This window comes from Acinetobacter sp. LipI_15 (assembly GCF_058242865.1).
Window position 1 is genome coordinate 2,550,380 of the sequence record NZ_JBZAYN010000001.1, and the last position, 20,187, is coordinate 2,570,566.

Annotated in this window: 12 protein-coding genes, 2 tRNA genes and 2 rRNA genes; 10 read left to right on the top strand and 6 right to left on the bottom strand. The window is 44.1% G+C overall.

Annotated elements, in window-relative coordinates; translation table 11 throughout:
• Positions 1-37: 37 nt before the first annotated feature.
• The 4 genes from AC4CU0_RS12070 to AC4CU0_RS12085 form a co-directional block, all read right to left on the bottom strand.
• Positions 38-2,931, bottom strand: a 23S ribosomal RNA gene (locus tag AC4CU0_RS12070).
• 457 nt (positions 2,932-3,388) lie between these two features.
• A tRNA-Ala gene (locus tag AC4CU0_RS12075) sits at positions 3,389-3,464 on the bottom strand.
• Between the two features lie 71 nt (positions 3,465-3,535).
• Positions 3,536-3,612, bottom strand: a tRNA-Ile gene (locus AC4CU0_RS12080).
• Positions 3,613-3,673: 61 nt separating this feature from the next.
• Positions 3,674-5,212, bottom strand: a 16S ribosomal RNA gene (locus AC4CU0_RS12085).
• The 16S and 23S rRNA genes sit together here with 2 tRNA genes alongside, the layout of an rRNA operon.
• 536 nt (positions 5,213-5,748) lie before the next feature.
• Between AC4CU0_RS12085 and AC4CU0_RS12090 the strand changes: the two genes are divergently transcribed.
• The 7 genes from AC4CU0_RS12090 (at position 5,749) to AC4CU0_RS12120 (ending at position 10,900) form a co-directional block, all read left to right on the top strand.
• Entirely contained in the window at positions 5,749-6,705 is a 957-nt protein-coding gene (locus AC4CU0_RS12090; RefSeq protein WP_180011797.1) for an MlaA family lipoprotein, read from the top strand.
• 98 nt (positions 6,706-6,803) lie between these two features.
• The gene (gigA, locus tag AC4CU0_RS12095; protein WP_180005046.1) at positions 6,804-7,772 is read left to right on the top strand and encodes an RsbU family protein phosphatase GigA; all 969 of its coding nucleotides are present in this window, start codon (positions 6,804-6,806) and stop codon (positions 7,770-7,772) included.
• 112 nt (positions 7,773-7,884) lie between these two features.
• Entirely contained in the window at positions 7,885-8,403 is a 519-nt protein-coding gene (gigB, locus tag AC4CU0_RS12100) for an anti-anti-sigma factor GigB (RefSeq protein ID WP_078189558.1), read from the top strand.
• Between the two features lie 32 nt (positions 8,404-8,435).
• On the top strand, positions 8,436-9,260 hold the full coding sequence (locus AC4CU0_RS12105; RefSeq protein WP_490743218.1) for a carbon-nitrogen hydrolase family protein: 825 nt from the start codon (positions 8,436-8,438) through the stop codon (positions 9,258-9,260).
• Positions 9,261-9,355: 95 nt separating this feature from the next.
• A complete protein-coding gene (locus AC4CU0_RS12110; RefSeq protein WP_078189560.1) occupies positions 9,356-9,781 on the top strand; it encodes an organic hydroperoxide resistance protein in 426 nt (141 codons plus the stop codon).
• A gap of 202 nt (positions 9,782-9,983) precedes the next feature.
• Positions 9,984-10,376: a DUF4951 domain-containing protein gene (locus AC4CU0_RS12115; RefSeq protein WP_180163147.1), complete on the top strand. Its 393-nt coding sequence runs from the start codon at positions 9,984-9,986 to the stop codon at positions 10,374-10,376.
• Between the two features lie 173 nt (positions 10,377-10,549).
• Positions 10,550-10,900, top strand: coding sequence for a putative periplasmic lipoprotein (locus AC4CU0_RS12120; RefSeq protein WP_180163142.1), 351 nt, complete (start codon positions 10,550-10,552; stop codon positions 10,898-10,900).
• Positions 10,901-10,956: 56 nt separating this feature from the next.
• On the opposite strand, the gene gspE is transcribed toward AC4CU0_RS12120, so the two are convergent.
• Positions 10,957-12,444, bottom strand: coding sequence for a type II secretion system ATPase GspE (gene gspE / locus AC4CU0_RS12125; protein WP_180163141.1), 1,488 nt, complete (start codon positions 12,442-12,444; stop codon positions 10,957-10,959).
• A gap of 100 nt (positions 12,445-12,544) precedes the next feature.
• Here gspE and AC4CU0_RS12130 point away from each other — a divergent pair, with 100 nt between their 5' ends.
• Both AC4CU0_RS12130 and AC4CU0_RS12135 read left to right on the top strand, forming a co-directional pair.
• A complete protein-coding gene (locus AC4CU0_RS12130) occupies positions 12,545-13,366 on the top strand; it encodes a DUF432 domain-containing protein (protein WP_111884712.1) in 822 nt (273 codons plus the stop codon).
• 9 nt (positions 13,367-13,375) lie between these two features.
• Complete coding sequence (locus tag AC4CU0_RS12135; RefSeq protein WP_180024385.1) at positions 13,376-14,299, top strand: mechanosensitive ion channel family protein; 924 nt, start codon at positions 13,376-13,378, stop codon at positions 14,297-14,299.
• Positions 14,300-14,420: 121 nt separating this feature from the next.
• On the opposite strand, the gene AC4CU0_RS12140 is transcribed toward AC4CU0_RS12135, so the two are convergent.
• Entirely contained in the window at positions 14,421-17,207 is a 2,787-nt protein-coding gene (locus AC4CU0_RS12140) for a DUF2339 domain-containing protein (RefSeq protein WP_490747089.1), read from the bottom strand.
• 163 nt (positions 17,208-17,370) lie between these two features.
• Between AC4CU0_RS12140 and polA the strand changes: the two genes are divergently transcribed.
• Positions 17,371-20,136: a DNA polymerase I gene (polA, locus tag AC4CU0_RS12145; protein WP_180163140.1), complete on the top strand. Its 2,766-nt coding sequence runs from the start codon at positions 17,371-17,373 to the stop codon at positions 20,134-20,136.
• Positions 20,137-20,187: the final 51 nt, after the last annotated feature.

Sequence of the window (20,187 nt, forward strand, 5' to 3'; positions counted from 1 at the left end):
CAATTGAGCTTTTATACAACAACTGTTTGGGTGTTGTATAGTCAAGCCTCACGAGCAATTAGTATTGGTCAGCTTCATGCGTCACCGCACTTCCACATCCAACCTATCAACGTCGTAGTCTTCAACGGCTCTTTAGTGGACATAAAGTCCAAGGGAAATCTTATCTTGAGGTAGGCTTCCCGCTTAGATGCTTTCAGCGGTTATCCCTTCCGAACATAGCTACCCGGCGATGCGACTGGCGTCACAACCGGTACACCAGAGGTTCGTCCACTCTGGTCCTCTCGTACTAGGAGCAGATCCTCTCAAATTTCCAGCGCCCACGGTAGATAGGGACCGAACTGTCTCACGACGTTCTAAACCCAGCTCGCGTACCTCTTTAAATGGCGAACAGCCATACCCTTGGGACCTGCTTCAGCCCCAGGATGAGATGAGCCGACATCGAGGTGCCAAACACCGCCGTCGATATGAACTCTTGGGCGGTATCAGCCTGTTATCCCCAGAGTACCTTTTATCCGTTGAGCGATGGCCCTTCCATACAGAACCACCGGATCACTAAGACCTACTTTCGTACCTGCTCGACTTGTGGGTCTCGCAGTTAAGCGCGCTTTTGCCTTTATACTCTACGCGTGATTTCCGACCACGCTGAGCGCACCTTCGTACTCCTCCGTTACTCTTTAGGAGGAGACCGCCCCAGTCAAACTACCCACCAGACATGGTCCTCGCTCCAGATCATGGAGCAGAGTTAGAACCTCAATATTACCAGGGTGGTATTTCAAGATTGGCTCCACCGAAACTAGCGTCTCGGTTTCAAAGCCTCCCACCTATCCTACACAAGTAAGATCAAAGTTCAATGTCAAGCTGCAGTAAAGGTTCACGGGGTCTTTCCGTCTAGCCGCGGGTACACCGCATCTTCACGGCGATTTCGATTTCACTGAGCCTCTGCTGGAGACAGCGCCCCCATCATTATGCCATTCGTGCAGGTCGGAACTTACCCGACAAGGAATTTCGCTACCTTAGGACCGTTATAGTTACGGCCGCCGTTTACTGGGGCTTCGATCAAGAGCTTCGCTTACGCTAACCCCATCAATTAACCTTCCAGCACCGGGCAGGCATCACACCCTATACGTCCACTTTCGTGTTTGCAGAGTGCTATGTTTTTAATAAACAGTTGCAGGGGCCTGGTTTCTGTGGCTGCTCTCAGCTCAGGAAGCAAGTTCCATCACCAAAAGCAGCGTACCTTCTCCCGAAGTTACGGTACCATTTTGCCTAGTTCCTTCAGCAGAGTTCTCTCAAGCGCTTTGGTCTACTCGACCTGACCACCTGTGTCGGTTTCGGGTACGATTCCAGTGTAACTGAAGCTTAGAGACTTTTCCTGGAAGTATGGTATCAGCCACTTCACTGTACAAGTACAGCTTGCTGTCAGATCTCAGCATAGAGTACCCCGGATTTGCCTAAGATACATGCCTACTTCCTTTCACCTGGACAACCAACGCCAGGCTGACTTAACCTTCTCCGTCCTCTCATCGCATTACACTGAAGTATTGGAATATTAACCAATTTCCCATCGACTACGCCTCTCGGCCTCGCCTTAGGGGTCGACTCACCCAGCCCCGATTAACGTTGGACTGGAACCCTTGGTCTTTCAGCGAACGGGTTTTTCACCCGTTTTGTCGTTACTCACGTCAGCATTCGCACTTCTGATACCTCCAGCAGACTTCTCAATCCACCTTCATCGGCTTACAGAACGCTCCCCTACCACTTACACTAATGTGTAAATCCGCAGCTTCGGCATATAGTTTTAGCCCCGTTACATCTTCCGCGCAGGCCGACTCGACTAGTGAGCTATTACGCTTTCTTTAAAGGGTGGCTGCTTCTAAGCCAACCTCCTAGCTGTCTATGCCTTCCCACATCGTTTCCCACTTAACTATAATTTTGGGGCCTTAGCTGGCGGTCTGGATTGTTTTCCTCTTGACTACGGACGTTAGCACCCGCAGTCTGTCTCCCGGATAGTACTCATTGGTATTCGGAGTTTGCATCGGTTTGGTAAGTCGGGATGACCCCCTAGCCGAAACAGTGCTCTACCCCCAATGGTATTCGTCCGAGGCGCTACCTAAATAGCTTTCGGGGAGAACCAGCTATCACCGAGTTTGATTAGCCTTTCACCCCTATCCACAAGTCATCCCCTGGCTTTTCAACGACAGTGGGTTCGGTCCTCCAGTTAGTGTTACCCAACCTTCAACCTGCTCATGGATAGATCACCCGGTTTCGGGTCTACACCCAGCAACTAAACGCCCTATTAAGACTCGATTTCTCTACGGCTCCCCTAATCGGTTAACCTTGCTACTGAATGTAAGTCGCTGACCCATTATACAAAAGGTACGCAGTCACCAAACAAGTTGGCTCCCACTGCTTGTATGCATGCGGTTTCAGGATCTATTTCACTCCCCTCACAGGGGTTCTTTTCGCCTTTCCCTCACGGTACTGGTTCACTATCGGTCAGTCAGGAGTATTTAGCCTTGGAGGATGGTCCCCCCATATTCAGACAAGGTTTCACGTGCCTCGCCCTACTCGACATCATTATCTAAGCCCTTTCGCGTACAGGACTATCACCTACTATGGTCGCACTTCCCAGAGCGTTCCACTAAAGCTTAGATAACTTAATGGGCTTTTCCCCGTTCGCTCGCCGCTACTGAGGGAATCTCAATTGATTTCTTTTCCTAAGGGTACTGAGATGTTTCACTTCCCCTCGTTCGCCTCATAAACCTATGTATTCAGTTTATGATACCCGCCTTATAGCGGGTGGGTTTCCCCATTCAGAAATCTCCGGATCACAGGATATTTGCCGCCTCCCCGGAGCTTATCGCAGGCTATTACGTCTTTCATCGCCTCTGACTGCCAAGGCATCCACCACATGCACTTAATTACTTGACTATACAACCCCAAACAGTCGCTAATACATACAAGTTGTATTTCGCGTCGCAAACTTAATTGCCACAGTTAGAGTCTCGTGAACTTAATCACTGTACAGCTTCAATTAGATTCATATACCAAAACGCTTGATTCAGTTAATTTCGCTAGTAACTCATTTCATTCAACTTTCACAATTGCTTGTTAGGTTAAATCAAACGAGTATGAACAAATTATTTCAACTCAAATATATTCTGTTAATGATTTTTCCAGCCTTCGTCAGGTCAGGAAACTGTGATAAATCACAGAGCTTAATAACAATGAAGCGAATCATACGCCACTTTGTTGCTAAGCTCTATAACCTAAACACTTGATCGCTTAAGGACTAAACAACTTCAACACTGCATGATCACATACTGCGCGAAGCGTAGCTTCTTGCTTAAATTTCAAGTAAAAGCGTTGCTTTTATAATCTTGAAATTTGGTGGAGACTAGGAGAGTCGAACTCCTGACCTCCTGCGTGCAAAGCAGGCGCTCTACCAACTAAGCTAAGTCCCCAGCTTATCAATAAGTCAATGTTTCTGATTCTCTGTTTGCTTCCGTATTTTATTCAAATACTTCGTCAGTAGTGGTGGGTCTGACAAGACTTGAACTTGTGACCCCACGCTTATCAAGCGTGTGCTCTAACCAACTGAGCTACAGACCCTCAGATACATCGTCATGAAGAACAACTTGTTGTGGATTCTTACCAATCGTCAATCTTTCGTTAAGGAGGTGATCCAGCCGCAGGTTCCCCTACGGCTACCTTGTTACGACTTCACCCCAGTCATCGGCCACACCGTGGTAAGCGTCCTCCTTACGGTTAGACTACCTACTTCTGGTGCAACAAACTCCCATGGTGTGACGGGCGGTGTGTACAAGGCCCGGGAACGTATTCACCGCGGCATTCTGATCCGCGATTACTAGCGATTCCGACTTCATGGAGTCGAGTTGCAGACTCCAATCCGGACTACGATCGGCTTTTTGAGATTAGCATCTCCTCGCGGAGTAGCAACCCTTTGTACCGACCATTGTAGCACGTGTGTAGCCCTGGTCGTAAGGGCCATGATGACTTGACGTCGTCCCCGCCTTCCTCCAGTTTGTCACTGGCAGTATCCTTAAAGTTCCCGGCTTAACCCGATGGCAAATAAGGAAAAGGGTTGCGCTCGTTGCGGGACTTAACCCAACATCTCACGACACGAGCTGACGACAGCCATGCAGCACCTGTATGTAAGTTCCCGAAGGCACCAATCCATCTCTGGAAAGTTCTTACTATGTCAAGACCAGGTAAGGTTCTTCGCGTTGCATCGAATTAAACCACATGCTCCACCGCTTGTGCGGGCCCCCGTCAATTCATTTGAGTTTTAGTCTTGCGACCGTACTCCCCAGGCGGTCTACTTATCGCGTTAGCTGCGCCACTAAAGCCTCAAAGGCCCCAACGGCTAGTAGACATCGTTTACGGCATGGACTACCAGGGTATCTAATCCTGTTTGCTCCCCATGCTTTCGTGCCTCAGCGTCAGTATTAGGCCAGATGGCTGCCTTCGCCATCGGTATTCCTCCAGATCTCTACGCATTTCACCGCTACACCTGGAATTCTACCATCCTCTCCCATACTCTAGCTTCCCAGTATCGAATGCAATTCCCAAGTTAAGCTCGGGGATTTCACATCCGACTTAAAAAGCCGCCTACGCACGCTTTACGCCCAGTAAATCCGATTAACGCTCGCACCCTCTGTATTACCGCGGCTGCTGGCACAGAGTTAGCCGGTGCTTATTCTGCGAGTAACGTCCACTATCTCTAGGTATTAACCAAAGTAGCCTCCTCCTCGCTTAAAGTGCTTTACAACCAAAAGGCCTTCTTCACACACGCGGCATGGCTGGATCAGGGTTCCCCCCATTGTCCAATATTCCCCACTGCTGCCTCCCGTAGGAGTCTGGGCCGTGTCTCAGTCCCAGTGTGGCGGATCATCCTCTCAGACCCGCTACAGATCGTCGCCTTGGTAGGCCTTTACCCCACCAACTAGCTAATCCGACTTAGGCTCATCTATTAGCGCAAGGTCCGAAGATCCCCTGCTTTCTCCCGTAGGACGTATGCGGTATTAGCATCCCTTTCGAAATGTTGTCCCCCACTAATAGGCAGATTCCTAAGCATTACTCACCCGTCCGCCGCTAGAAATCGGTAGCAAGCTACCTATTCCCGCTCGACTTGCATGTGTTAAGCCTGCCGCCAGCGTTCAATCTGAGCCATGATCAAACTCTTCAGTTTAAAATCAATAGTACATATAGTGTACCAATCTTGGCTCATCAATTACTGACAAAAATTTGCTCAAATAAACTTCGAGTAATTTCTACCATCAATCAATGAAAATAATTTCGATTGATCAATCAGTAAAAATCCACACAAGTTGTTCTTCATAATCTCTTAATGATCTTCTTGTTGGTTCGTCACCAGCAAGCTAGGTCGGCTATATTACTCTTTATTTCTAAAGAGTCAACCAGTAATTCAAATTATTTTTAAACTTATCAAATAAAACCCAACTCAATCAATTCAACCAAGTCATTGTTTTATCAGAAGTTTTAATCTTCATCACCGCCGATGGATGTGCATTCTACAGCATTTCACATCCAACGCAACACCTTTTTTTAAATAATTATTTTGAGCGCACATTTTTCGCTCAAATTACATTTTTTCATTCATATTTTGATCAAATTTGGTTTAATAGTAATAAATCAGGATTATTTGAACGTTTTTACTTATTATACGGCAAACATTTTGCCGCGCTAAAAGCGTCAGGACTATATATGCGCCAAACTTCTTTTTTATATGCAGGATTATTGTCACTTGTCGTAACAACACCTGTATTTGCAAATGACGAGGCTTCAGCACCTGTTGCTCAAGACTCAGAAGCTGCCAATAAATCAAAAACACAACAACTTGCGCATGCTGCGATGGTCAAGTCATCTGAAGTTGCAAAAAAATTATCTGTAAATGCCAATGCAGCACAATCAGAAGAAGATAAAGACCCTTTCCAACCGATCAACCGGAAAGTTTACGCATTTAATGATTATTTAGATGTCCATATTGCCCGCCCTGCTGCTGTGCAATATGTAGCAAAAACTCCAAAGGATATTCGTGAATCTTATCGTTTATTCCGTAAAAATTTAGGCGAACCTTGGAATGCGTTTAACCAACTCATCCAAGGACGACCGACACGTGCCGCAAAAAGTCTAGGTCGCTTTACTGTTAATACACTGACAACTTTAGGCTTTGCTGACCCTGCGAGTCGCCTAGGCCTAGAAACCGAAGATGAAAATTTTGGTGCAACTTTAGGATATTACGGTATTCCTTCTGGTCCTTATATTGTTTTACCTGTGCTTGGTCCAAGCACATTGCGCCAAACCGTCGGTCTAGCTGTAGATAGTCAAGGACGTCCACAGAAATATATGCTTGATGGTCATGATGTGGCGTATTGGTCTGAGCAAACTTTACGTGGAATCGATACTCGCGCTCAATTACTGGATATTGAAGGTGTATTGCAAGGCGATAAATACGCTCAAATTCGCGACATCTATTTACAACGCCTGAATTATTCAATTTCTGAGAAAAAAGGTATCGCTGAAGAAAACTTATTTATTGATGAAGAAGATGACGATATTGATGAATCTGAAGATAATTCAACAGATGTTTCTTCTGATGATTCTACCGATTTCATTGATGATAGCAGTTCAGATGATACCGACACGGTAACAACTGAATAAATAAAATTTTTCAATTGGCTGGTGTGGTTTTTCCCTCCAGCCATCATTAGCTTGCTATAGTACACTTATTGTCTATCGAAGGATTCATCTAATTCTTTATGTATTTCATTCAACCTACTCGTGATATTCCATATTTAGATCAGGTACTTGATGCGCTTCCTAGCGTACAAATGATTAACATTGAAGATCTAGACTTGTATGATCCAACGATCATTGCAATTGCTGATGTTGCCGACTTTTTAAATCACCAATGGACACTTCCCACCATTGTGCTCGCTTTTGAGCATGAAGGTGCTGCATTAGCTCAAGCTTGGCAACAAGGCGCTTTAGCAGGATGGGTTTGGGATCATATTCCAACTAACCTCCAAGCAGCACTCACTAAAATTGATGCGCAATACAAACGCAATCAAGACAGCCGCGACCTCCCTTCTGCTGCAGATTTGCAAAAACGCTTACTGCCAAATCCAATCGAACTCCACAACTATAAAGTTGAAACATTCTTCCAACCTTCAGCCTATTTATCCGGTGATTGGTACGATTACTGGAAAATCAGCGATAAAGAAATCATGTTTTATCTCGCAGATGTATCTGGTCATGGGGTGACGAGTAGTTTACTGACCTCTTGGATGGCTGCTTTCCACGGTCGTTCAAAAACCCCGAGAGAACTCATCAAAAAGCTCAATGGCATGTTGGTTCAAGAAAATATTGAAAAGCACATTACCATGATTGCGGGAATACTTAATCTCGATACGCATGTCTTGAAATGGTCTAGTGCAGGCCATTATCCGCCGGCCATTTTATTTGAACCCGGTCTTCCCGCACGAATTTTAAATACCAGTAGTTTCCCACTCGGGTTAACTGAAGACCTAGAAGTTGAAGAGTTTGAATTCACCTTAAATCGTTATTCACGCTTTGTAATTTGCTCGGATGGCGCACTTGAACCTTTTGATGGTGGATTGAATGAACAGCTAGGTCAATTGGTTTATCACTTGCAAAATCAATCATTTCAAGCACCAGACCATGTTGCTGATGATATTGCCATCCTAAGTTTACGTCGAATCAATTAATCATGAAATCAATCACTTAAACCGAATACGACTTTCTGATCATACTCGGCTACTTGAGTAAGCTGTGCCCCTATGGGATAATTTACTATCCTTCTCTGCAAATGGCATTTATATGTCAACAGGTCATGTTGAATATGCAAGCTTGAACGGAACGCATATTTTTAAGCTTATTGGCGAAGTGCGTGCCCAATCTTGTATTAGTCTAGACAAGTTATTAAACAAAATTGAACAGCAACAAAATGTCGTCGGTGCAATCGTTGATTTAACCCAAACGACATTTATCGATAGTACTGTCCTTGGCATTTTGGCGAAACTGGGTTTGAAGCTCAAACAAGTTCACCATATCCAAGCGGTAATGTTGTCTACAAACTCTGATATCACAACGCTTGCCAATAGCATGGGTTTAGGTCAGGTGTTTGTTATTTTGAATTATTGTGGTGATCCAAGTGTATGCACTCGCGCACTTATGGAAGAACACATTACCCATAGCAATATGCTGAATACGGTTTTAGATGCACACAAAACGCTGATGAAACTAAATGATAGCAACCAAAATATGTTTGAGCCTTTGGTCAAACAACTGCAAAAAGAGCAGGACAATCTAGAGCAACCCAAGCAGCAAAATGTCTAATTTAGGTTAATCACAGCAGAGACCCTCTTCGCATGACTTTACTTTCCGTTGCACAAATGAATTCTCAAAATGACATTGAAGATAACTTCAAAGTGATCGAATCATTGATGCAACTAAGTCAGGCTCAAGGTGCGAGTCTCATTGTATTTCCTGAAAATTTTGTCTGCTTTGCCGCAGGTAAACAACGTGAAACCGCGGCGCAATTTGAAAGTATTCAGCAGCGATTAGAACAACTCGCACATCGTTATCAACTTTGGATTATTGCGGGCACACTCCCATGCCCTTATCGTCCAGATGGTTCAATCATTCAAGATGGCCGTGTCCGTACTGTCAGCCTGTGTATCAGCCCTGAACGTACCGAAGCACGTTATGACAAAATTCATTTATTTGACGTGCAAGTTGGTGACGCTGTCGGTGGCTATCAAGAATCAAAATTTTTTGAACCTGGTACTGAAACTGTGGTCGCAAAAACACCTTTTGGCAATATTGGCCTGATGGTGTGCTATGACTTGCGCTTTCCTGAACTTGCTTTAAAACTTCGTACCCAAGGTGCAAACATTTTAACTGCGCCTGCGGCTTTTACTTATACCACGGGTGAACTGCACTGGCAGCTCTTACTGCAAGCCCGTGCTATGGATAGTCAATGTGCTGTATTAGGTGCCGCACAACAAGGTTGGCATGGTGCAAAACGTCAAACTTGGGGGCATGCTGGAGCTACCAATAGCCGTGGTCAAATTTTAGCAATCACCGCAGAAGAAGGCGCTCAACTACTTACGGTTCCTTTCGACTTAGACGAGCAGCAACAGATTCGCTCATCAATGCCACTGATGCAGCACCGTGTTTTGCTTCAATATTGATTTTCACTCTGTATAAAATTACAAAAAAACTGAATATTATTTAAACAAAATCCCCCACGATATGAATTTGAACCATCATCTGAAGGATTAGAAAAATGACTTTAGAAAAAGCAGTTTATACAGCCCATGCAAAAGCCACTGGTGGTCGTGATGGTCGTGCAACGACGTCCGATGGTCATTTAGATGTTCAATTGGCTGTACCGAAAATTATGGGGGGTACAGGTAATGGTACAAATCCCGAACAACTCTTCGCCGCTGGTTATTCAGCCTGTTTTTTAGGTGCAATGAAATTTGTGTCAAACCGAGATAAAATTTCGATCGCCCCTGCTGCCTACGTCGAGGGTGATGTGGGTATCGGCCCTATTCCAACAGGATTTGGTATCGAAGTGACGCTTAATATTCATCTTGAAGGTATGGATGCAAGCGAGGCACAGAAATTGGTCGATGCCGCACATATTGTTTGCCCCTATTCAAATGCGACCCGAAACAATATTAATGTCACTTTAAATGTTTTGACTTAAATCCATTTGTACCTATCTATACAAAGCACTGTTTTAATTCCTTATAAAATAGTGCTTTGAACTTTTTTGACTTCTACAAATCTACAGCTGAGCTCAAAATAAACCTTATCCATTTCCAATACATTTAAATATTAATATTCAGTTGCCAAAACCTTGCTAAAATATATAACGATTCTTATTTACATTCATTTGTTGATCTATGATGCTTAAACCTCTCCTTATCAGTACGTTGCTACTCAGCGCATCCACACTCAGTTTTGCCGAATTAACCCTGTCTGAAAAAGTCCATCCTCAAATTAAATCCTTGGTCAATCCAGATATTCAACGTCTTGCGCTACCGCCAACACCGAACAACATGTCTTTACCTGCCTATGGTCAAGGCATCATTGGTTGGGGTACAGGCTCAGAAGGTGCTGCAGCGCGCCTAGCCAATATCACCAAAGCCGACGTTGAAAAGCTTAAAACTCAAGATGTCACTTTAGAGATGGTTCAAACTTGGCAAAAGTTTTATGAAAATGAAACGCAGCGCAATGCAGGTAACCCAACCGCGCCTATTCGTGCTGAATTGATGAAGAAAGTTGTCAGCTTGTGGTAAGTGAAAGACTGTACAGCCCATATTTTTGGGCTGTTTTTAGTTCAAATTAGAAATAAAAAATCATGAGACATTCGATAGAAAGATTAATGAATAAAATTAAAAAATGTTTAATATTCAAACTATAATTAACTATACATCCATAAAAAAATTAAAATCATTTTCAGGACTTTACAATGAAAACATACTTTTCGATGCTTTTTCTAAGCTTGGCCTTAACCGCATGTAGCCAAACACCTGCGCCTGATTTTTCAGGGGAATGGAAACAAACACCTGACACGGAGAGCCTTCGCAAACTTTCAATCAGCAAACAAGGCGATGACTATCAAATTAAAGACGAATTTTGGCTCGATAAAAATAATACTGAGCGCATTTCTAGTGCTTCATCCGGTATGGCCGAAGTGAATAATGATGTTTTGAAATATAAAGAGAGCAATAGCATTGAAATGAAACTCAGTGATGCAACTCACCTCACTCTGACAGATAAAGCATACGATGCTGTTATTCATTTTGAAAAGATTAACTAAAGCAAAGCCCCGAGTCCTTGCACAGGCTTCGGGGCTTTTTTTATAATTCACACCGACTATTCAGCCGCTTCATTGGTTACACGTAAAACCTCTTCTATCGTGGTTTTACCTGCCAAAACTTTACGCAATCCATCATCACGAATTGAACCCGCATTTGCACGTACATGATTTTCTAACTCAAACTCAGCAGCATTACCATGGATGAGGCGACGTGTTTGCTCATCAATCGGGACGATTTCATAAATTGCGGTACGCCCTGTAAATCCAGTATGCGAGCATTGTTCACAGCCTTTAGGTTGAGGCAATTTTAATTCAGCCGATGCATCGAGATGCCTAAATAAGTCTTTTTCAAAATCATCGGCATCATGCCAAGTCGCACAATTACGGCACAAGGTTCGAACCAAACGCTGTGCCACAACACCGATCAGTGAGCTTGAAAGTAGAAAGGGTTCAATCCCCATGTCTTTAAGACGGGTCACAGCACCAATTGCTGTATTGGTATGCAGCGTTGAAAGTACCAAGTGGCCTGTTAATGACGCTTGTACTGCAATTTCAGCAGTTTCTAAATCACGAATCTCCCCGACCATCACCACATCTGGGTCTTGGCGGAGCATGGCTTTTAATGCACGAGCAAAGGTCATATCCACTTTGGTATTGACCTGTGTCTGCCCGATCCCTTCAAGTTGATATTCAATTGGATCTTCAGCGGTCAAAATATTTTTTGAGCCATCATTTAGATCAGACAATGCCGCATATAAGGTCGTGGTTTTACCTGAACCAGTCGGCCCTGTAACCAAAATAATGCCATGCGGACGATGCACCAGTTGTTTCAGTCGATCATAGTCATGTTGCATCAAGCCCAAATGGGTCATATTTAAACGCCCAGCTTGCTTATCGAGTAAACGCATCACCACACGCTCACCATACGAAGACGGTAAGGTTGATACACGAACATCGACTTCACGGCCCGCCAAACGCAGAGAAATACGACCATCTTGTGGAATTCGCTTTTCCGCAATATCGAGTTTGGCCATGACTTTGATACGTGACACCAACAATGGCGCAAGTTCACGACGAGGCTGGACAATTTCACGTAATTGACCATCAACACGTAAGCGGACAGACAGCTTTTTTTCAAAAGATTCGATATGAATATCTGAAGCTCCAACACGAATTGCTTCCGACAATAAAGCATTGATTAAGCGTACAATCGGCGCATCATCTTCCTGATCCATCAAATCTTCAGCTTCTGGCACAGAGTCCGCAAGGCTAAGTAAATCAGGATGATCTTCCAGACCCGCTGCCACTTGTTGAGACTCACCGGTGTCTCCGGCAAAGCTTGCACTGAGTAATTGATTAAACTCTTGCTCACTACATAATTGATATTGTGCAGGATGCCCTAAATAGCGACGTGCTTCCTGTAAAGCCAACAGTGGCGTGCTGTCACGACGTACAATAAAAGCTTGATCACCCTCATATCGAAGCAATACGCCATGACGTTTGGCAAAACTATATGGTATTTGTAATTGTTTAAGTACTTGCATCACGCATTATAATGATGAAAAAAGTTGTTTTGAGTGTACTCTAAGCATCTGACAGCGTGAAGTCTGTTTTTAGGATTTATCAGGACAAGGGATATACGCATTGCCATTAGAAAATGATTTGACTGAAAAGGAATCCCCAAAACGTAAATGGTGGGGGGAATATCAATTTGAACTGAATCACCCGCGCAGTTGGCAGTTTGGGTCTTTATTGTTTCGTGTGACGCGCGGCATGCAAGAGTGGCGTATGGAATATCATCGCCCGACCTTTCAGTTTGACTATGAGCAGCAATGGCATCCGATACAAGACCCCGAATTTGGTTTTCCACAACCCATTAAAATGGAACGTTATATGTTCCGCCAGACGCATGACAAAATTCAAATCATGCCACGTTTGGCAGATCGGTCTGTGGTGATTAAACCGGTCGATCCAATTTATATTCCAGCCGGACAGCGCGGAACGCTATATATCAGCACACCGCTTTGGATTGCTGGTTTTGTCGAAGGTCTTAGAGAACCTTTGTTTGATATACCTGTGATTCTACCAAAAGATACCTGGTTTGGTCCGAACCATCGAATGGGTGAAATTTGCTATGCCACAGCAGTGGATGGTCGTACAGAACTTAAACAACTCAAACCTCGTGCTTTTCGTGCAGTAACCCCTATTGAGTTTCATAACGTGAGTAATCAACAGATTCGCTTTGACCGTATGAATGTCCCTGTACCGGCTTTGCCATTATTTTATAGTGAAAGTACAGGACGTTTATGGACTTCACAAATTCGGGTCGTGCATGAAGGTCATGACAAACCGCCGCGGGTCAAAATTGAAAACCGTACACCACCACAAGCGGGTGACGTTGTTTATCTACATCCGCCACGCGAGTCAGCCAATGTGCTGTTCAATATGTTCGATTCATTTTTCTAAGGGCGAGCCATGGCAGATTTAAATATTTCGACAGAAATCACCAGCAGCCTAAAAGGAATGGTCGCCAATCTCAATACCGATCGGCTGACAGAATTATTGGTGGCTGTTTTATTGGCAGTCATCGGCTTTCTGATTGCCCGTTTTATATCGAATACCTTTATTCGTACTGTGGGTATGCGTTTCAATGCCCATCAGCAGTTGGTTTGGCGTCGCGGGATTTTCTATTTCATCTTTTTAATCTTTGTAATGGCAAGTTTAAAAGAAGCCGGCTTTAAACTCAGCGTCTTCTTGGGTGCAGCGGGTATTTTAACGGTCGCACTGGGTTTTGCCTCGCAAACGTCCGCATCCAACCTGATCAGCGGGATGTTCTTGATCGGTGAAGGGTCTTTTGAGGTTGGTGATACCATTCAATTGACACTGATTCGCGGGCATACCATTGAAGGTGAAGTAATCTCGATTGATTTACTGTCGGTCAAATTACTCACGCAGGACAATGTCTATGTCCGTTTGCCGAATGAACAACTGATTCGGGCACCTGTACATAACCTGTCTAAGTTTCCAATACGGCGAATTCCAATTACCCTTGCAATTAACTTTCATGAAGACATCATCAAAGTCCGTGAAGTTTTATTAGATGCCGTTAGTAAATATCCATTGGTCTTGGCCGATCCTAAACCTGCCGTGACCGTCACTGCCTTTCGTGAATCTTCCATTGAATTGCTTTTTGCCATTTGGTGTCAAAGAGAAAATTTCCTGAAAGTCCGTGATGAAATGCAGGAACGGATTCGTAATGCCTTTGTCGAAAATAAAATTGAAATTCCTGTACCTAAAATGGGTTTTGTTGACCACCCGCTTTCTACACAAGCAAGCGATGCCGACGTCGATCAATATGCCAATGCACAAGAGATTCAACGAGAGCCTCAACTCAAATAATGGTCTATCGACTTGATATGAAAAGCCCTGTATGTCATCAAATATGTAGGGCTTTTTTATCATCTACTATTATAGTCATCGACCTGTACAGCTTAGTGATCTCGTACCTTTAAGAATTTCATCATGGTTCAACCTTGTCATTCGGCATAGGGGCAATATAGGCAATCAAAAGCATGGCAAAACCTGCGGCCATAAACGAAATCACTCGCATGAGGGTGCCGACATGAGATAAATCCAGCAAGACCAATTTCAAAGTGACCAAGACCAAAATACTGCCGCCGAGCAGCCAAACTGAACGTAATTGGCGCTGAGTGGCAAAGCGCATACTCACCAAAGCCAATAACACCCACAGCACAGTAAAACTCAGTTGAACGGTCGCATCGCTCCAAATGTCTAAACTGTTATAAGGCGTATCCAGATACCTATGTAAGGCACGAAGCACGACATAGCTACTTAACCAAAGTAGCCCAAGGACACTCAACACGGCAGCCAAGCTACGATCTAAACCAGCTTTTAACTGTTGATTCAACATCCATAAAAAAGCCGCTAACAACAGCAAACTCACTGCATCAAAAGGATTCAGTATCGGCAAGATATATCCCACAAAGGCCTGCTGACTAAATAATTGCGAACTGATGATCCAACTTAGAGCCAAAAACAAACTGCTACGCGCTTGCCAAAACATTTTCCAGACCGGTTGCTGCGCTTGCCAATAACACCATGCACAAAATATCAGCGGCAAAATTACCACACTGATATACGGCATACTGGGTATCAGCGTCAGACTGGTCCACGCCAAGCTACTCAAAATTCCGAGACTGACCCATTCTTTTTCTTCACGCACACCGAGTAATGGTCGTATCCAAAGCAGCGTCAAGCTCAGCCCAGCGAATGCAAAATAAATCTGCTCCATCGTTGAATGCCAAATTAACTGACCGTTCTCACTCACTGAAATAACTTGGTACAGCCCCATCACATAAACAGGCACTAGACCGGTCCACTTAATGATGGACCAACTCCACGAAGCTTTTCGTTTTAACAAGCCTTCATTCACCAACAGATAGGCCACACTGACAATCAATAAACTCAAGGCCAATTGATGACTACTCTGCAGCCAATCTAAGAGCAACATGGTGAACATAGTAGTTGCTGAGAGCATTTGCACACATTGAAAGGCAATACTCGAACTTGAAAGCTGTTTATGAAATGCAGGAACAGCGTGCGTCACGATAATGGCCGCCAAATAGCTCAAACACACGCCCCAATACATCTGTGCAGGGAAATGTGGCAGTTGAACCAAATAATACAGACTTGAACAACCCGCCATCACCAAGAGCGCCATGCCTAAATAACGGCTGATATTGGACTGCTTGTATAAGGCATATATAAATATCAACGCACCTTCAACTGCCCAACCAACCACACTCCACTGCTCTTTCAATACTATCGGTGGAATCAATGCCAAGAAAATTAAGGTCAAACTCAAATAACTTTGTGCAATCAGTGGAATCACCGCACTGCGTTTACTGATGCTATACAGTACGGCAAAAAGCGCTGCGAATAGCAAGCTATACCCCGCCTGCCATACCGTTTCCTCAAAATACATCAAATACAATGCCAGATAAGCAAGCACTGGTGCGGCAAATATCAGTGCAATATCCAAGGCAGGTTTAAGCTGAAAATGCGCAAGATCCTGTTTCGCCAATAACTGGCTAAAACGAAAACCCAGCCAGATAAAAATCGCAGCGTGGGCTAAAACCAGCACGCTCATCATCTGACGTTCGGTGCTGTATCCGTGGTAAAAAGCATATCCACCACCCATGATCACCGTCATCAAAAATGCGATTTGATTCAGATATTTCCACGGTCTTAAAGTACTCATGACCGCAACAGCCAGATTAATTACAAGATAATAGGCAATAAATTCCGTTGCAGTTGCATCACGAACAGGCAAGGTAAATGGAGCAAGATAGGCGATCAGCATTGCCATAATTGCCAGTTCTACCGACTGCTGTTTCAAACTGAGCCAAATCGTCAATGCCATAAGCGCTGCATACAGTACACAGGCCATGCCAAAGCCCGCAATCACCACATTGTAATAGGCAAAAAATAAAGTCAAAAACAGCGCTGCAAGACCTAGACCTTCTAGCGCTAAGGCAAAACTTCGATTTTTGGTTTGCAGCCAAAAACCCAGTCCGACAACACCAGCACTGATCAAACTCACGATCAGCAGTTTCATGGCCAAGCTAAGTTGCCAATGCTCTGTGGCAAATCTAAGTAATAACACCACGCCAATCACCAAGACCAGTACCGCCACTTTTAACACGGGATTACCTTGGAAAAGCCATTGCTGAATTTGACTAGATAGATTTGGTGCAGACTTGGATGATGTATTAGAAGGCGTTGAATTGAATGTTGCCTGATGTCTAGCTGTACCAATTGCAGTCGCGGGATGTACAGATGGTGTATCGTCAGAATCAAAATTTTCAGGACGATCTATTGTCGACGCTGATATTGAAGTAGCTGCATGAATCGATTGCGAGTGAAGCGCACGTCCTTGCAATAGATGCAGCTGACGTTCTAATCGTTTCAGCCAGCGCAGAAAAAAATAAACCCACAGGCCAATCCCGATCGCAACCAAATATCCTAATTCTGTTAACAGTCCAACGACCGTTAATAACGATGCAATATATAACGGAACCTTTGATGTCACTTGAAATGGTTGTTTTGATGAGCTCAGTGCATCAGCGCCGTGCTGTAAATCATCGACATAATTCATCACACTGAGCATAAAACCGATGCCACTGATATAACTCAGGATTCGGACATCTAAATACCAAGCCCCGATCCCTACCAAGATCAGCGTCATCAACCAAATCATCTTGAGTTCATTATTCTGTTTCAGCATACCTGCTTCGTCATTTTCCTGAATGTTTTGATGATACATGAGCCTGACGGATGGATTAAAACTATTCATCAGTGATTCGGTAAGTTACATATACAATCTAGACTCAGCGTACGGGCAAAAAATCACGTACAATAAAACCGTTTTTAGGATTAGGAAATTATCAATGCCACCATTTGTCTTGGTCGATGGCTCATACTTTTTATTTCGTGCTTACCATGCACTGCCACCATTAACCACTTCAACCGGTTTGCATACCAATGCAATCCGAGGTGCCATTTCTGCCATCCAAAAATTAATGCGTCGCATCCAACCAACGCACATGGCCGTTATTTTCGATACACCTGAACCAACCTTCCGTCATGAATTGTCCCCGATTTATAAAGGTGACCGTCCAAGCATGCCTGAAGAATTATCACAACAAATTCCATATCTTCATGCATTAATTCGTGCTCTAGGGATTCCGCTGCATATGTTGCCGGGTGCTGAAGCCGATGACATTATCGGAACTTTAGCCAAACGCGCTGAAGCAGCCGGTCATCAAGTTTTAATTTCCACCGGTGACAAGGACATGGCACAGCTCGTTACTGAGCGTGTCACTTTAGAAGACAGCTTCAAAGACAAACCGATGGACGTTCAAGGTGTTTTTGAAAAATTTGGGGTGTGGCCGAATCAAATCATTGACTACCTCACGCTGATGGGCGATGCCTCTGATGGTATCCGTGGTGTACCCGGTGTTGGCGCAAAAACGGCAGCGAAACTTTTAACCGAGTACGGCTCGATTGGCGGCATTTTAGAAAATGTCGACAGTATTAAAGGTAAAGTCGGTCAAAACATTAAAGACAATATCGAAGGGATTGCTCTTGATCACCAACTGGCGAGTATTGTTTGTGACCTCGACATGGGTCTTAAATACGAAGATTTGAAACTTGCCGATCCAAATATTCCAGCACTGCGTGATTTATATACGGAACTAGAATTCCGTAACCAACTGCAGTCTTTAGATCATCCGAACAACCCCAATGGCGCAACCTACAAACAAGCAGCCAAAGCCATTAACACCACGGCGACTGTAGCCAATGCACCTGAAGTGGAAGATCAAGCGGACAAAACCAGTGTTGATGACTTACTTGGTGAAGCACGTTATCACACGGTATTGACTCAAGAAGATTGGGATGTGTTATTTAAACGTCTAAGCACTGAAAAGCGTTTTGCCTTTGATACTGAAACCACTAGCCTCGATTACCGCGTGGCACAGATTGTGGGTTTCTCAGTAGCTTTAGATGCACAGGATGCCTATTACGTGCCGCTTGCGCATGATTATGAAGGTGCGCCGCAACAACTTGATCGCGACACGATCCTGAATCAACTCAAACCTTTACTTGAAAATAATGACGTACAAAAAATTGGTCATCATCTCAAATATGATGCACATGTCTTAGAAAATCATGGCATTCATTTGGCAGGTTGGTATTTCGATACCATGTTGGCCTCTTATGTCCTTAACTCTGTGGCTACACGTCATGGGATGGATGACGTCGCACGTTTGTATTTAAGTCATCTCACAACGACGTTCGAACAAGTGGCGGGCAAAGGTGCAAAACAAAAAACCTTTAACCAAATTGAGCTTGAAACGGCAGCCCATTATGCCGCAGAAGATGCCCATGTGACCTATCGTCTATATGAAGTACTCGATAAGAAGTTACAAGCTCACCCGGAGCTGATCAATATTTTGCACAATATTGAAATGCCTGTTGCTCGTGTTCTAACCTCTATGGAAGAAAACGGCATTGAATTGGATATGAACTTCCTCGACCAACTCGGTGTGGAATTTGCCAATACCATTCAAAATTTAGAAACAGAAATTACCGATCTTGCGGGTCAAAGCTTCAATGTCAGCTCACCAAAACAAGTTGGTGAGATTCTGTTTGATAAATTAGGTTTAAAAGGCGGTAAGAAGACCTCTACAGGTCAGTACAGTACCAGTGAAAGTGTCTTAGAAAAAATCGACCACCCGATTACCGACTTAATTTTGGAATATCGTGGTCTCTCTAAACTCAAAAGCACCTATACCGATGGTCTGTTAAAGCAAGTGAATAATGACACACATCGTGTGCATACCAGTTATCACCAAGCGTTAACAGCTACAGGTCGTTTATCATCCACAGATCCCAACTTACAAAACATTCCTGTCCGTGAAGATATTGGACGTCAAATCCGTAAAGCCTTTATTGCACCTGAAGGTCGCATTTTACTGGCAGCCGATTACTCGCAAATCGAATTACGTTTAATGGCGCACTTCTCGCAAGATCATGCCTTGGTCGATGCCTTCAATCATGGACAAGACGTACATAAACGGACTGCGGCAGAAGTTTTGGGTATTCCACTCGACGAAGTGACTAGCAACCAACGTCGTCAAGCCAAAGCGGTGAACTTCGGTCTGCTCTATGGCATGTCAGAATTCGGTTTGATTCGTCAGTTGGGTTTCACTCGTGAAGAGTCGCGTAACTATATTGGTAAATACTTCCAACGCTACCCTGGTGTTTTGGAATATATGGAACGTACTCGCCAAGTTGCACGTGAACAAGGTTTTGTGGAAACCATTTTAGGTCGTCGTCTGTATACACCAGACATTATGGCGAGCAACAAAATGGTGAAACAAGGCGCTGAACGTGCAGCGATCAATGCACCACTACAAGGTTCTGCGGCAGATATTATTAAATTGGCTATGATTGCAGTCGATAAAATCTTACCAAAAGATCAAGCCAAAATGTTACTGCAAGTACACGATGAATTGGTATTTGAAGTTGATGCTGCAATTGCCGATGAACTCTCTGCCCAACTGGCTGAAGTCATGCAGTCTGTGTTGAAAATTTCCGTTCCACTGATTGTGGAAGTCGGTCAAGGTAATAACTGGGACGAAGCACACTAATTCATTCACGTTCATTCACGCCTTTCTCCCTCTAGGAGGAAGGTTGGATGG